This is a genomic window from Parafrankia sp. BMG5.11, from assembly GCF_004337455.1.
In genome coordinates this window covers 65,958-79,903 of record NZ_SJXI01000057.1, presented here as the reverse complement: position 1 = coordinate 79,903, position 13,946 = coordinate 65,958, and the positions used below count along the sequence as shown (strand labels likewise).

Below are 13,946 nucleotides of genomic sequence, written 5' to 3'. Positions count from 1 at the left end.
AGATTCAGGACAGGTACTGAGAGGAGAGGCGGGTTCCCGTTGCCGGCCGGGGGGAACGGGGCGGCTGGGGGTGTCAGGGGGGCGAGGATGCGGTAGGCGTCGGCGATCAGCCGTGCGGCGACCGGCGTGAACGTGGTCTCGTCGGTGATGGAGGTGGGCCCGTCGGGCCGCCAGCGTTCCGCCGGGTCGGTGAGGAGCTGACTCCAGCCCGTGGGGGTGAGGAGGTCCGCGGTGGCCGATGAGGTGTGCTGGTGGTCTTCGTGATGGTCGTAGATGCGGAAGACCCGTACCCGGACCGTGTGCTGCTGTAGGCGGTAGACGCGGATGAGTTCGTAGCCACGCGCGACGTGCCCGAAGGTTTCGTGGTGTAGGACGGCGACGCGGTCCACGTCCTCGTCGAAGCGGAGGAAGTACTGCGGTTCGCTGCGGTGGGGATGCCCGGCCGGGCAGGCGTGCAGGTCGGGATCCTCGTCGCGGTCGAGAGCCTCGATGTCGAAGGGGATGGTGACGATCCACAGGTCCGAGCCGTGCGTGGCGTGGTCCCGGGCCCGTTGGACGGGGTCGGCGTGGCGGTAGAGGTCACCCGTGTGGAGGTCGACCGCCATGACGACGCCGAGGGGTTCCCTGTCCTCGAGGGGCTGCTGTGATGCTGGTGTCTGCTCGCTGGCGGGTGTCTCGTGATCGGCGCGCTGGTGTGCGGGGGGCCGGTTCATCGGTGCTCCTTCAACGGTGGGTCGCGGGTGGTGGGTGGCCCGGGGCGCAGGGGCTGCTGGCTGGCCCCGGGCCGGGCGGGGGTTGGTGTCAGCGGAGGCTGCGGAGGGCGAAGACGAGGCTGCCGTCGGGCATCCGCACGGCGGTGATCCACCCGGCGTGCAGGGCCTCGAAGAGCGCCGCGTCCAGGACGAGGGATCCCCGCGCGGCGTCGGTGTGGTCTCCGAGCGTGATCAGGCGGGCGGCTTCCTCGGGGTCGAGGGGCCGGCCCTCGGGCGGCGATGCGGGGTGCGGGGTGATGAACGCGGGCGGGGTGCTGTCGGTGTGCTCGTCGGGGCGGTAGCCGCCTTCGGCGAGCAGGCGTCGCAGCCGGACGGGGCTGAAGCGGCGCCCGAGGCTGGTGTGGAACCGCTGGCCGCTGCCGGGGCGGCGTAGGTGGAACTCCACACCGAAGGCGTGCAGGATCACGCGGGTGTGGTCGTCGGGGTGGTCCCACACGAAGGTGCGTGGCACGCCCGGGAGAGGGAGCCAGCCGGCGCGGGTGAAGCCCGCTTCGTCGAGGCAGGTGGCCAGGTCGAGGCTCACTCCGCGTGCCGGGGCTGCGGCGGGGGTGGGTTCGAGCAGGATCACCCGCGGGCTTCGAGGGTGGAGAAGGTCCGGGTAGGGGTCGCTGATGTCCGCCGTACGGCGCCAGCGGGGCAGGCAGGCGGGGCAGACGGTGCCCTCGTGCGGGCCGTAGACCCCGTCCAGCCGCGACCAGCGGGGCTCGTTTTGCGGGCATCCGTCGGCCAGGTACGGCACGCTGAACTCGGGGCACTCGGCCCGGCGGGGATCGTCGGTGTGGGGCCGGACTGCGACACGTAGGCGGAACAGGCTCATCTCCGGGCCTCCTGGTCGGGCGGTGCGGGACGGGTCGTGTGGGGCTCGGTCCGGGCGCGGCCCCCGGGGGGCTGGTGAGGGGCCGCGCCCGGGGGCGGGCTAGGCCGGGCGCAGGGCGCGCAGGGCGGCGGCGGCGATCGCCTGGGCGGTGTCGGTGGGGGTGCCGAGGGTGATCCCGTGCGCGGGTGGGATCGGGACGTCCTTCTCGTAGCGGGTGATCCACAGCAGGTGGCAGCCGCTCGTGGCAAGCCGGCGCAGCCTGTCCTCGCCCTGCTCCAGCTCGGTGCGGAGGAAGTCCCCGTCGGAGATGATCACGAGGAGGCGGGTCGCGCCGCCGGGACGGTCGAGGCCGAGGCTGGCGGTGAGCAGGTCGACCGCTTGGGTGAAGACCTCGGTGCCGTCGTCCGCCTCGAACTCGGTCACCTTTTGCGGGGCGGCCCCGGGGTGGGTGAGGGGCCGGACATGCCGTCCGAAGATCACTGTTTGGGTGTGGGTGCTGGGGACGGCGGCGGCGGCCGTCGCGGTGATCCACGCGGCGGACGCGGCGGGCCCTGCGAACTTGCGCATGGAGCCGGAGACGTCGACCGCGACGCCCAGGCGCAGTGGCGGGTTCGGGATCTTCTTGTGGAGGGTGCGGGTGAACGGCCGGGCGGTCGGGAGGGCACCGGCGGCGCGTTGCGCGTCGGCGGCCAACGCGCCACGCATCCGCAGCCTCCCCGGGGGTGTGGGGGAGGTGACGGTGACCGGGGCGCGCCCTGGGACGGCGGCGCGGCGCAGGGCACGGGCCAGCGTTCCCGCTGCGGCGCGTTCGGTGCGGGTCGGGGGGCGGGTGCCGGCGGTCAGGGTTTCCCCGGTCATGGCGTGCCCGGCAGGGTCGGCGGTGATCGCGTCGAGCGTCGCGGCGATCGCTTCCCCGAGCGGTGTGCCAGCCCCGGGTCCGGCGGGCACGGTCAGCGCGCTGTCCTCCTCCTCGCCGATGAGGTCGGCCCACTGCTCGCCGAGGCGGAGCATCGTGGCGGTGTCGTCATCGGCGGTGTGCTGCGCGGCGTGCCAGATCCGGCGCAGCTCGGCGAGGTCACCGGCACCGAGGATGTCCTCGCAGATCGCCTCCACCGGGGCCGCTTCGTGCGGGCCGAGGATGCCCGCGTCGGCCCTGGCGAGCAGCAGGGCGGCGGCACGGGCGGCGGCGGCGCGGGTCATCGGCACCGCCGGGGCCGGTGTCCTCACGGCTGGGGCGGTGTGGCCGGCCGGAGGTGACGGCACGGTCACGGGTGGCTCCGCCGACGGTTCGCCCGGGTCGGGAAGGAACGACGGCAGGATGAGCGCGCTGGCGCTGGCTCGCAGGTAGTGCCGGTCGCCTGCTCGCCGTCCGATCTGGGCGGCTTCGATCCGCGCTTCCTCGAGGAGCATCGCGGCCCGTCCGGCGGCGGTGTTGATCTCGGTGGGTGTGGGCCACCGGGTGTGGGCGGCGTGGGCGCCTTCGTGGGTGAGCACCCCCCACAGGGCCGGGTACCGCTTCGCGTCCCACGCGGTGCCTTCCACCGTGGTCGGGTCGATGCCGGCCGGGAGGCTGGCCGCGTCGATTTCGATCACACCGAGGGCGGGGATGTGCACCCCCGGGGCGCCTCGCCCGGCCCCCGGGGCGCAGGTGACGACCAGGTCCTTGCGCCCGGAGATGGTGACGATGTCGCGGGTCATGGCGGCGGAGATCCGTAGCCACTCCCCCTCGGGGGCGGAGGCGGGGATGGTCGGGTCGGTGTGGATGTGCTCGGGTGGCATCGCGGGGCTCCTCGGCGGGGGCGGCGGGTGGGCAGGCTTCGCCCACCCGCCGCACGTCGTGGGGTGGGAAGGGAGGGGAGGGGGGTGGGTTAGATCTGCGTGCCGAGGGCGAGGGGGGTGAGCTTCGCCCCGAACGCCTTTTCGACGGTGTCCGTGACCGCCGGCCGGTCCTCGATCGGCGCGATCCCGATCAGGTTCGCAGCGGCGGCGACGATGCCCAACACGTCCGCGATCTTCTGGAAGGCGAGCAGCTCCCGCAGCTGGGGCGACCAGCCGATGTCCCCGGACTCGCGGCGCCGGTGCAGGTTCCGCGCGACGGTCACCGCCCGCCTGTCGATCTTGAGTCGGGTGGCCAGGTCGAAATCGGTGCTCACCTCGACCTGCACCGAGAACCTGCTCGACAACGCCTCGGTCAAGATCGCCCCGTGCACGCCCGGGTTGTGTCCGGCGATCACGTAGAAGCCGGGGGCGGCTTCGATCGTCTCGCCCTTGTGCGCCTTCACGATGATCCGCTTGCGGCCGTCCATCGCCGGGTACATCACCGCCAGCACCGCCGGGCTGATCAGTGTGGCGTCGTCGACGAGCAGAACCTTCCCCTCCTGCATGGCGCAGATCAACGGGCCGTAGACGAACTCATACCGGCCGTCCGGGGTCTGGGTGTACTCCCCGATCAGGTCACCGACCTGGGTATCTCCGTCACCCGCGATGGTGATCAGGTCGTCGCCGAAGGCGGCTTCGATCACGCTGGTCTTCCCCGTACCGGGCGGCCCGTAGAGCAGGACCGGCACCTCGGCGGCGCGTAGCTTGCGCAGGACTTCCACGTCAGGCAGGTCCGCCAGCTTCCGGGGCCGGTACACCTGCCCCGACGGGCGGATGATCCCCCCGTCCGGCGTCGTGGGCGGAAGAGACGGCCGAGGCTTCGGTACCGCCGCCGGGGGTGGGGTAGGGCGGGGCTTCGCCACGGGCGGGGGGCCGACACGCCCGGTCAGCGCGTCTTTCGTGGTCGGGCTGGCGGTGTACCGCAGGGGCTTGGCACACGTGAGGGTCGCCTGGCCTGCTGCGGCTAGGCGGTCCAGCGCGTTCCCGACCGCGCCGCCGCTGCGTGCCAGGGCGGTCGCCACCGCCGTCGGCGTATGGGAGCCCGAGGGGTGGTCGAGCAGGTACCGGGCCACCAGGTGGCGCAACTCGAACGGTGCAAGGCGATGGCTGGCGGCGGCGTCGGCAGGGGCAGGCGGGGTCGGGGCAGGGCTGCTCATCCTGATCTCCAGGCAGGTAGGGGTGCGGGGCGACCGGGGGGTGGGGTACGGCGGCGCGGGGTCCGGCCCCGGGGGCGGGTAGACGTCCCCGGGGCCGGCCAGCTGGTGTGCGTGGTCAGGCGTTGTCGGGGACCACGGCGAACAGGAGGCTGCCGTCGGGGAACTGCGCGACGCACACCCGACCGTCACGTAGGAGCGTGATCAAGGCGGCGTCGATCTGGAGGGATCCCTCTCCGCCAGCGGGATGGTCACCGGTGACGATCAGGTGCGCGGCCTCATCGGGGGTGAGGAGCCGCGCCCCGGGCGGTACCGGGATCCCCGCCTGCGAACCAGGGTCGGGGTCAGGGGTGGGGGCGGTCGGGTGGCTCATGGCGTGCGGAATTCCTTCCGGGGGGGTCGGGGTGGGGTGTGGCGCGGATCCGCACCCCGACCTGGGGAAACCGGGGGCTGCTACCGGCGGCGAAGCCTGCGCAGGATCCGGGCGATGCCACGGGGCCTTTCGATGGCCGTCGCGCCGCCGCACAGGCACGGCACCGGCCGGTAGGCGCTACCCGGACGAAGGCTGCCGCCCAGGTCGACCACAGGGGGGTCCGGGTAGCGCACGTCCGCTTCGAAGATCGCTTCCTGGTTGAGGGTGATCGCCAGGGCCAGCGGATCCTTCAGGGTGCGGATCGCTACCGATGTCATGCCGTAGCCGTGATCGTCGATCGCGACCATCACGTTTCCGATGGCGAGGAAGTCGCGGGACTGGTCAGGATGCGGCATCGTGATCGGTTCCTTCGCGGGGGGCGGGGTGGGGGAACGCTTCGGTGATCGCGTCCAGGTGCCCTTCGTGCCGGACGTGGTTGATCCACTTGTCGGCGGTGCGGAACGGTCGGACGACGGCGTCTTCATTGCCGCGCACCTTCCGTAGCCGCGTGGCGACCTGTTCGACGGCCAGGCCGTTCGTGTCGAACGGGGTCGGGGCGACGATGTTGATTCCGGCATTGGGGTCGACCAGGTGCGCGTAGTAGACCCCGCTGGGGTGGGGGAACACCGCGATGGTGGGTGTGGGCATGACGGGTCACCTTCCTTTCCGTGGATGGGGGTCCGGTGCGCACATCCCGGTCGCATAGTTCGCGGTACCGGTTTCCCGTTCGGGTTTCGCGTTTCGCGTTCCGTTCGGGCGGTGCGTTTTCGGTGTGGGACAACATTAACCTGGCCCATTCGACAATGGGAAGGGGTTTTCCATGACTCTTTAGGGAATGTTTTCGAAAAGAGTCATGGAAATGCGCTTGCCTGATTGTCGAATGCGAGCTATCCGCGTATGCGCGGATAGGTAATGGGCGAAAAGAGTCATGGAAATGGGGGTGGGAATGCGCGCAGAACGAGATAGAATGGTGACAACGGATTCGGACGCGACAACGGAAAGGGGGTGGTGGGGTGCGCGCACGCGACCGGCGGCGGCCTGCCGCCCGCCACCCCGGGCGGCCTGCGCCCGGCCCCGCGCACGCGGGCGGGCGCGGGCCGGGCCTGGGGCCGGCGGGACGCCGGCCCCAGGGCGGATAGCCGCCCGGAGGCGGAAAACCGTGGGGTGGTCCGGTGTCCGCCCCCCGGGCGGGCGCCGGGCCGCCGCACGTGTTTTCCTGCCTCCGGGCGGCGTAGCCTGGCCGCCGGCCGGAGGGGGCTGCGGGCCGTTGACCTGCAGTTTTGTGTTTCTTGTCCCCCTCCGGCTTCGGTGGAGGGGGTGATGGCGCCGGTGTAGGAGGCGGTCACGGAGCCGGTCTCGGCGGCGGACTTTACCCGCCGCTGGCTTTCGTTCTGCTCGGGCTGTGGGGCCGTCTCGTGTCCACGGCACCGGCCAGGCGGGGAACCCCGGTCAGGGATGCGCGGGGCGGGTGGCGCCGAGATAGCTGGGGCGGACGTAGGTTTCGGTCCGTACCGGGGCGCCACGCCGGGGGGCGTTAATCATTTCCCCACCGCCAATGTAAATTCCCACATGGGTAATGTCAATGGTGGATGAACCGTAGAATACGAGGTCTCCGATTTCCAGGGGTGTTCCTGGGGGTAGTCGTGGTCCGGCGTTGAACTGGTCTTGGGCGACGCGGGGGATGGTGATTCCGGCGGCGGCGTAGGCGGCGCGGCTCAGCCCTGAACAATCAAAGCCTTTCTCTCCATAGTCCGGGCCGTCGCCGCCCCACAGATACGGCAGGCCGAGCTGCGCGGTGGCGTAGTCCACCGCGGTCAGCGCCGCTGTGGAGGGGCCGCTGCTGGTGGGATCGGGGGTGGTGTAAAGGTCGGCCTGGGTGAGAACCCGCGTCACGTACGAGGTGTCGTGGTTATAGGCGTAGAGCGCGGCGGGGATATCCGTACCGTCCCGCGCGCCGGAGGCGCACAGGTAGTTCGCGGCGGAGTAGATCGCGTCGGCGGGATTGGTGATGTCGGCGGTGCCGTCGGCGTCGCCGTCGACCCCGTAGGCGGCGAAGGTGCCGGCCAGGAACTGCATCGGCCCGACCGCCCCGGCGTCCGAGGTCCAGTCCGGGTTCTGCCCGTGGTCGGTCTCGACTTTCCCGACGGCGGCCAGCACGGTCCAGGGCAGTCCGGGGCAGGTCGCGGCGGCGGCGAGATAGAGCTGCTGGTAGCCGGCGGGGATGTCGGCGGTGGCGGAGGGAGAGGGCCGCGGCGTCTGGCCACCGATGCCGCCGCTGAGCAGGCCCGCGGCGGTGGCACCGGCGAGCAGCGGCACGGCGAGGAGCAGCGCGCACAGTCCGGCGAACAGCCGGCTCACTGGGGTTCTAGCGGTGAGCCTCCCCCGAAGAGCAGCTGTGGGGGGCGGGGGGAGGGTGCTGGGTTGGTCTCCTCCTCCTCGCCGGGTTCCGGGGTGTCGTCGAGGGGGGACCGGGGGGTGATCAGGGTGCCGTACCGGTCGGTGAGCCCATCAAGGTCGGTGCGGGTGCTCGCGTGCAGCGGGAGCCAGACGTGGCGGGCCGGCGCGAGGTCCCCCGGAGCCGGCACCGGGGACGGGGCACCGTTCGGGGCGGCGGGTGAGGGAAGCGGCGCGGCGGTGGCGATCATGACACCGGCGGGGCTGGCGGCGAGCCGGACCCGTAGCTCCCGTTCCCGCCGCGCCGAGGGCACCCAGATCAGCACCGGGCTGGTCAGACCGCTGGACGCGGCGAGGCGGGTGTAGCCGGGGATCTTCCGCGCGACCTGGGACAGGGATTCGCTGCCGCTGTCGAACTCCAGGTAGAAATCGAGCCGGCGCCGGGCGGTCTGCCAGGTGCCGTAACCGTCGGGGCGGATCCAGCGTCCCCACACGGCCGTGGTGCGGCGTTCGGACCACCACACGGTCAGCCCCTGTTCCTCGGGGCGGCTGCGGGTGTCGTGCACCCAGGCGGTGAAGACGGTGTTCACGCCGAGGAGATGACCGAGCCGGGGTGAGGTCGCCCAGGCGAGCAGCTTGTCGCGGCGGTAGCCGAGCTCGGCGACGCTCAGGGCGCGCCGGGCGGCGAGGATCGCCGCCCCGGCGGTGCCGAGCACATAGTGGTTGGGGCTCGAGCGCATGCCGTAGCCGAGGCGGACCCGGTCCACGGCCTGCAACTGGTACAGCGTGGCCATCCGCATCCGGGTCATCCGCTCCCCGGTGAACGCGAGGCGGGTGAGCTGGTGGCGGGTCAGGACCCGGTGTTCCAGCAGCATCTCCAGCAGCCACCGGTCGCGGACGGTGAGCCGGCCCGCCAGCTCCAGCAGGGCACGATCGGACCCGCTCACCGCCCGCTCCCCTCGGACGGCCGAGGCCCCCGGCCCGCATCCGGGGCCGCGGTGTGCCGCCGCGCCGCCACCCGCAGCGCCTCAGCCCGCCCCGGCACGGGTGGCGGGAGGGGCCGGGTGCGCAGGGTGAACGCGGCGGTGTCGGCCTGGTCAACCACCAGGCGGGCCGCGGCCGTCCACGCGGGAAGCCGGGCAAGATCATGCTGGGTGAGGACCGGGCTGACATGCCGGGCGAGATCCGCGGCGTCCTTCGGTGAGACCCCGAAGAACAGCTTGCTGCGCGCGTTCGTCGACAGCGCGTCGGCCAAATCGTCGGGCAGCTGCCGCAGATGCTGGTGGGCGAGGGTCATGGACAGCCGGTAGCCGCGGGCCTCGGCGAGCATGTCCTCCACCGCCCCCGGCATGGTGAGAAAGTTCTGCGCCTCGTCCAAAAAACAGGTGGCGTCGGGACGCTGGTCGGGGTGCAGGCGGGCCCGGTGCAGGACGGTCTGCCAGATCTTCGCGAGCACGATCGACCCGACGATCCGGGAGGCGTCCTCCCCGATCACACCTTTGGGGATCCGGACCAGGAGGATCCCGCCACGGTCGAGGACCTCACGCAGGTCCACGGTGGACGGGCCGGCGGCCAGGGCCTGGCGGGCGAAGCCGCGCAGCAGCAGCGCGCGGAGTTTGTTGAGGATGGGGCCGATCGCCGCGGCGCGGGCGCCCTCGGACAGCTGCCCGTACCACTCCCAGAAACTGGTCAGGATCGGATCGGTGACCCCCGTGGTGGCCTTACGCCGAGCATCGGGATCGGTGAGGACCTTCACCACGTCCTCCAACGTCGGGAGGATGCCCGTGCGGGTGCGCCGCTCGAGCAGGGTCAGGCAGGTGGCGCGCAGCAGGTCATCGGTCCGCGGCCCCCAACTGTCGGCCCAGATCCGGCGGAAGATCCCGACGAGCTGGTCGGTGGCGAGGTCGGGGTCGCCGCCGTCGAGGATGTTCAGGCACGGCGGGGCGGTGGGGTCTTCGGGGTCGAGGAGCACGACCCGGTCCGCGGCGTCCGCGGGTAGCCGGGCCAGGACGTCGTTGACCAGGTCACCCTTGGGGTCGAAGACGGCGAGACCGCGGCGGGCTTCCGCATCGGCGAGGATCATGTTCGCGAGCAGCGTCGACTTTCCCGATCCGGTGGCGCCGACGACGTGAACATGGTGGCGGGCGTCGGCGACGTTCAGCCCGACACGGCGCCGCCGGCCGGCTTCGGTTTCCCCGAGGGGTTTCACCCGGGGCCCGGCCTCGGGGATACCGGCCGGGGGTGCGACAGCGGCGGCGCCCGCGCGGGACAGGCCGGGGACGGCGGTGTCCAACGGGAGATGGGCGAGCGCGGCGAGCTCACCAACGGCGAGCAGGTCCCCGCGCCGCAGCCGGCGGGCGGCGAGCAGCGGCACCGGGTGCGGGAGGCGAAGCCGGCGCAGGTAGTTGTGCCCGGAGTAGAGGGCGAACGCGGAGGCCAGGGCGTGGGCCCGGCCGCGCAGCATCGTCACCGCGGCCTGCTGCCCGGTCTTGGTCATCGGAGGTGCGAGATGAGCAGCGGCGTAGGTGACAGTCGCTTCCCAGCGGGGGCCGACTGCTTTGAGGCCGATCGCGCGGGACGCGGCGGAGTCTTCCGGCGGTGTCGGGCCGGCCTGGCCCACCACCTGCCCGGGGGCCGGGCGGGGCCCGGCCTGCGGGGTGATCAGGTCGAGGGCGCGGCCGGCCAGGCTGGGGGTGTACTGGCCCCGCTGACGCGCCGCCGCGCGCCGCGCCAACGTGAGCCGCCGGCCGGTCACCGGCCGGGCCAGCAGCTGCACCACCGCGGCCTCGTCGTCATCCAACTCGGATGCGGCGCTCAGCAGGGAGCGGATCGGGTCTCCGGAGGTGTCCGCGCGTAGCGGGAGGACGTCGACCTGGGCCAGGCGCAGCTGCCCACCCATCGCCAGCGCATAGTCCGGCAGCGGCGCGGCGGCGGGCCGGGTCGTGGTGCGGGCGCCGGGCCACGCGGCCTGCACCGCCCGCTCCACCATCCCCGGCGGCACCGGACCGGGGACCCACAGCCGGATCACCGTCCCCGCCCGGGTGGCGAGCAGCTCCCAGCCCAGATGCGGCTGGCCGTGGAACAGCCGGTCCCAGAACGGGCGTTGCAGGCCGCCCATCTGACCCCAGAAGATCTCCGCCGCGTGGGCGGACACCTCGGGCGGGGTGAGGATCTCCACCGTCCGCGCCCCCTCGCACAGCACCGCATGCCGGTGGGCGCGGATCCGGCCGCGGCCGTACCCCGCGGCCAGCAGCACAACGACGGCGAGGAGGGCGAGCGGCCACCAGCCGGCGTGGCCGGCCAGCCACGACTGCCCGCCGGTGAGGATCTGGTCGGGGTCGGTGAGCCACCCCGGCAACTCCGGCGCCGGAGCCGGGGGCGGAGGGACGGGGGGAAGCCCCGGCGGAGGGGTTGGAGCAGCGAGAATCATGCATGCCTCCAGGCATGTGAGCAGGGCAAACAGGACGTGGCAGAGGTGGGGCGGCCCAGGTGGTGGGGCCGCCGCCTGGGTCCCGGGCGGCGGCACCACCCGGCGCAGAGGGGCCGGGTTAGAACGGGTCGGCGTCGTCGTCCACCGGCCGGCGGACCCGCGGCCGGCGAGCAGCGCGACCCGGCTCGGTCGCCGCGACGGCGGGGCGTTCGACCCAGGCCGGGTCGAGCGGGCCCACGTCGGGGTTGGTCTCGGCCGCGGCGGTGGTGTCGGCCGGGTCTGTGGTGATCAGCGCGTGTTCGGCGGGGGAGGCGAGGGCGTGCAGGGCGGTGCGTTGCCCGGTTCCGGTCAGGAGCAGGGCGTCGCCGGGGCCGGCGGTGAGTAGCTGGGTGGCTTCACCGTCGGTGAGCTTGTAGACGCGGCGCAGGTCGTCGATCACGCTGGGGTCCTGGCGGAGCAGGATCTGGGTGGCCGCGTTCGCGATGACCGCCCGGCCGAGTTCGGAGCTCAGGAGGTCGGCGGAGTCCTGGGTGACCACGGCCAGACCGGTCCAGTGCTTACGGGCGGCTTTCGCGAGCCGGTAGAGGAACTTGGCGCCGGCGGGGTGGGCCATGAGCAGCCAGCCCTCGTCGACGACGACGAGACGCCGTCGTCGTTTCGTGGGGTCGGCGACGGTCCGCCAGATCGCGTCCAAGGTGAGCAGCGTCCCGGCCGCCCGAAGCTCATCCGGCAAGGCGCGCAGGGAGTACACGACGAGGTGCCCGGTCGGCTGGGTGGTGGTCGGGTGCGCGAACAGCCCGGCGTGCGAACCCGAGACGAACGGGGCGAGACGGGCCGCGAGCGCGGGCCCGGCCGGGTCCTCGGCACCGTTCAGGGCGGTGGCGACGTCGCCGAGGAGCGGGGTGGGGCGGGTCCAGGTGTCGGGGTCGTGGGTGATGCCCGTCTGCTGGTAGGCGGTGAGGATCGCCGTGTCCAACACCGCCCGACCGCCCGCGTCCAGACCACCCTCGCCGGCGGTGTCCTCGGCGAGGAGGGTGGAGACCAGGGTGTGACAGAACAAGGCCCGCCGCGTCAGCAGGTCGGGGTCGTGGTGGGAGTGGGCGGGCAGGTCGAGGGGGTTGAGGTGCACCCCGGGCTCCCCGAGCGCGAGGCGGGTGCCCCCGACCGCGGCGGCGAGCCGGCTGTACTCGTCCTCGGGATCTACGACGGCGACCTCAACGCCCTGGTAGAGCGACCGCAGAACGTCGAGCTTCGCGAGGAAGCTCTTGCCGGCCCCGGAGGCACCGGTGGTGACGGAGTTGTAGTTCGGCTGCGCCCACCGGTCATGCATCACCAGGCCCGCCGAGTGCAGATTCGTCCCGTAGGCGACCGGGGCGGCGCCGGGGCGGTCCGGGTCGGGCAGGGGCAGGTCGGGGGTGGTGAACGGGATCCCCACGGCGAGGGCCTGGGTGTCCATCGCCCGGCGGATCTGGAGCAGGTCCAAGCCGAGGGGCAGGGTGCTGACCCAGCCCTGCACCGTCCGGTACCGGGCCCGGCGCACCGTGAGTAGCAGACTGTGCGCCAACGCGGTGACCCGCGCCGCCTCCTCCGCGAGCTCCTCGCGGCCGTCGGCGTAGACAGTCAGATACAACCCGACGCGGAACAGCCGTGCCTCACCACGAGCAACCTGACGGGCCAGCTCTCCGGCGTCCTGGGCGGCGGCGTCCAGTTCGGGGTCGGCGAGCTTTCCCGCCTGCGCGTCGGCGCGGCGGCCGGATTCGAGCCGGCCCAGCTGGCGGCGTAGTCGCAGCGCCGCCACCGCGGGTGGGGTCGGGTCGATGTGCAGGGCGATGTCGAGGCGGCCCGGGTAGGCCAGCAGCGGCTCCATCCACCCCGGCCCGACTTCACGTGGGTAGCCGACCACGCTGATCGTGGTCGCGCAGATCCCGCTGACCTCGATCTGCCCGGCATCCACCGCCAAGGATGGTGGGGTGAACAGCGCCGGTCCCTCGACGGGCAGCAGCTGCCCCGGCCCCTGTCCGCGGTTGGGGCGCAGGGGTCGGCGGCTGCGGGACGGTGCACCCTGCGGGGCGATGTGCAGGCGGTTGCGGCGGCTCATCGGCGGCCTCCCGTCCGTGCATGTCCGAGGACCGGACCCGAAGCAGTGGCGCCCTCGGACGGTGGTGGGCCTGCCGGGTCGGCGGCCGAAGCGAGCAGGCCGGTCAGCTCCGGGCCGGTGAGAATCCGGCCGCGCAGGCCGGCGGCGGCGAGCAGGCCGAGGGCTTCCTCGAGGCGGCGCGCCGCCGCCACGGCGGCGGTGTCCCGGCCGCCGCGCAGCGCGGGGACGGGTTCGTAGGCGGTGAGCAGGATCTGCCGGCTCCGCAACCGCCGCGTCGCCGCAATATCGCCGAGGAAGTTGGCGTGGTCACGGGCCGCGGCGGCCAGCGCCGGATGCGGCGCCTGCTCGGCGAGGGCGCGTAGCCGGTCCATGTGCGGGTCGAGGCGCACCGGCACGCCGCGGACGGTGATCTGGATCCGACCGGACAGGGCGTTGAGCATCCGCCCGTAGCCGGCGACCTTCCGGCCGGTGTCGCTGTCGCCAGCGAGGGCAAGGTTCACGCCCGCCACTTCGGCGACGACTCCGACCGCGCCGCGCAGGTCGATCACCCCAGCCGCGTCCACCCCGGCGGCCAGCGGCCTCGCCGCCACCGGCGTACGACGGCGGGCGGCGGGAAGGTCGGGCAGCCAGCCGGGCTGCGCCGGGATCCCTTCGGGAGCGGCGATGTGGAACTTGGGGGCGCGGCGGTGGGCCAGCGCCGCAGCGGCGTACCGATCCGCGGTCAGACCGCCGCGCTGGCCGAGGGCGAGCGCGGCGCCACCGCCGAGCAGCGGCACCACCAGCACCGCCACCACCGGCAACGGCAGGTAGGGCGAGGCGGTCCAGTACACCGCGACCGCGAGCAGGACCGGTGGGGCAAGCAGGGTCAGCTGACGGGCGGTCAACCCGGCCAGGATCCGATCCGGCCGATCCACATCCGACGGAATCCGAACCCGGCCAAATGATGATGTTTCTGGCATAGCAAACACGACCTTTCAGGCCACAGATCGA

The 13,946-nt window shown here is 73.0% G+C and carries 12 protein-coding genes; all 12 read right to left on the bottom strand.

Annotated features, from left to right (window positions below; all coding sequences use genetic code 11):
• On the bottom strand, nucleotides 1-713 hold a 713-nt coding region (locus tag E0504_RS32805; RefSeq protein WP_131626523.1), incomplete at its 3' end, for a hypothetical protein.
• Between the two features lie 88 nt (nucleotides 714-801).
• Nucleotides 802-1,590 (bottom strand): hypothetical protein, encoded by a 789-nt coding sequence (locus E0504_RS32800; protein WP_131626522.1) that lies wholly within the window; start codon nucleotides 1,588-1,590, stop codon nucleotides 802-804.
• Nucleotides 1,591-1,689: 99 nt separating this feature from the next.
• Nucleotides 1,690-3,369, bottom strand: coding sequence for a VWA domain-containing protein (locus E0504_RS32795; RefSeq protein WP_131626521.1), 1,680 nt, complete (start codon nucleotides 3,367-3,369; stop codon nucleotides 1,690-1,692).
• 89 nt (nucleotides 3,370-3,458) lie between these two features.
• On the bottom strand, nucleotides 3,459-4,625 hold the full coding sequence (locus E0504_RS32790; RefSeq protein WP_131626520.1) for an AAA family ATPase: 1,167 nt from the start codon (nucleotides 4,623-4,625) through the stop codon (nucleotides 3,459-3,461).
• A gap of 115 nt (nucleotides 4,626-4,740) precedes the next feature.
• Entirely contained in the window at nucleotides 4,741-4,995 is a 255-nt protein-coding gene (locus E0504_RS32785; protein WP_131626519.1) for a hypothetical protein, read from the bottom strand.
• Between the two features lie 80 nt (nucleotides 4,996-5,075).
• A complete protein-coding gene (locus E0504_RS32780) occupies nucleotides 5,076-5,390 on the bottom strand; it encodes a hypothetical protein (protein WP_131626518.1) in 315 nt (104 codons plus the stop codon).
• Complete coding sequence (locus E0504_RS32775; RefSeq protein ID WP_131626517.1) at nucleotides 5,377-5,682, bottom strand: hypothetical protein; 306 nt, start codon at nucleotides 5,680-5,682, stop codon at nucleotides 5,377-5,379. The genes E0504_RS32780 and E0504_RS32775 overlap by 14 nt, the downstream gene beginning before the upstream one ends.
• 801 nt (nucleotides 5,683-6,483) lie before the next feature.
• On the bottom strand, nucleotides 6,484-7,392 hold the full coding sequence (locus E0504_RS32765) for a C40 family peptidase (protein WP_131626516.1): 909 nt from the start codon (nucleotides 7,390-7,392) through the stop codon (nucleotides 6,484-6,486).
• Nucleotides 7,389-8,375: a replication-relaxation family protein gene (locus E0504_RS32760; RefSeq protein ID WP_131626515.1), complete on the bottom strand. Its 987-nt coding sequence runs from the start codon at nucleotides 8,373-8,375 to the stop codon at nucleotides 7,389-7,391. The genes E0504_RS32765 and E0504_RS32760 overlap by 4 nt, the downstream gene beginning before the upstream one ends.
• Nucleotides 8,372-10,858: a type IV secretory system conjugative DNA transfer family protein gene (locus E0504_RS32755; protein ID WP_131626514.1), complete on the bottom strand. Its 2,487-nt coding sequence runs from the start codon at nucleotides 10,856-10,858 to the stop codon at nucleotides 8,372-8,374. Before E0504_RS32755 ends, E0504_RS32760 begins: the two co-directional genes overlap by 4 nt.
• A gap of 118 nt (nucleotides 10,859-10,976) precedes the next feature.
• Nucleotides 10,977-12,956: a VirB4 family type IV secretion system protein gene (locus tag E0504_RS32750; RefSeq protein WP_131626513.1), complete on the bottom strand. Its 1,980-nt coding sequence runs from the start codon at nucleotides 12,954-12,956 to the stop codon at nucleotides 10,977-10,979.
• On the bottom strand, nucleotides 12,953-13,915 hold the full coding sequence (locus E0504_RS32745) for a PrgI family protein (protein ID WP_131626512.1): 963 nt from the start codon (nucleotides 13,913-13,915) through the stop codon (nucleotides 12,953-12,955). The genes E0504_RS32750 and E0504_RS32745 overlap by 4 nt, the downstream gene beginning before the upstream one ends.
• Between the last annotated feature and the right edge of the window lie 31 nt (nucleotides 13,916-13,946).

Excerpts from the sequence above, each read along its gene's own strand:
- E0504_RS32790 (WP_131626520.1), bottom strand. The coding sequence starts at position 4,625 with ATGAGCAGCCCTGCCCCGACCCCGCCTGCCCCTGCCGACGCCGCCGCC.
- E0504_RS32775 (WP_131626517.1), bottom strand. The coding sequence starts at position 5,682 with ATGCCCACACCCACCATCGCGGTGTTCCCCCACCCCAGCGGGGTCTAC.
- E0504_RS32750 (WP_131626513.1), bottom strand. The coding sequence starts at position 12,956 with ATGAGCCGCCGCAACCGCCTGCACATCGCCCCGCAGGGTGCACCGTCC.
- E0504_RS32795 (WP_131626521.1), bottom strand. The coding sequence starts at position 3,369 with ATGCCACCCGAGCACATCCACACCGACCCGACCATCCCCGCCTCCGCC.
- E0504_RS32780 (WP_131626518.1), bottom strand. The coding sequence starts at position 5,390 with ATGCCGCATCCTGACCAGTCCCGCGACTTCCTCGCCATCGGAAACGTG.
- E0504_RS32800 (WP_131626522.1), bottom strand. The coding sequence starts at position 1,590 with ATGAGCCTGTTCCGCCTACGTGTCGCAGTCCGGCCCCACACCGACGAT.
- E0504_RS32745 (WP_131626512.1), bottom strand. The coding sequence starts at position 13,915 with ATGCCAGAAACATCATCATTTGGCCGGGTTCGGATTCCGTCGGATGTG.
- E0504_RS32785 (WP_131626519.1), bottom strand. The coding sequence starts at position 4,995 with ATGAGCCACCCGACCGCCCCCACCCCTGACCCCGACCCTGGTTCGCAG.
- E0504_RS32755 (WP_131626514.1), bottom strand. The coding sequence starts at position 10,858 with ATGATTCTCGCTGCTCCAACCCCTCCGCCGGGGCTTCCCCCCGTCCCT.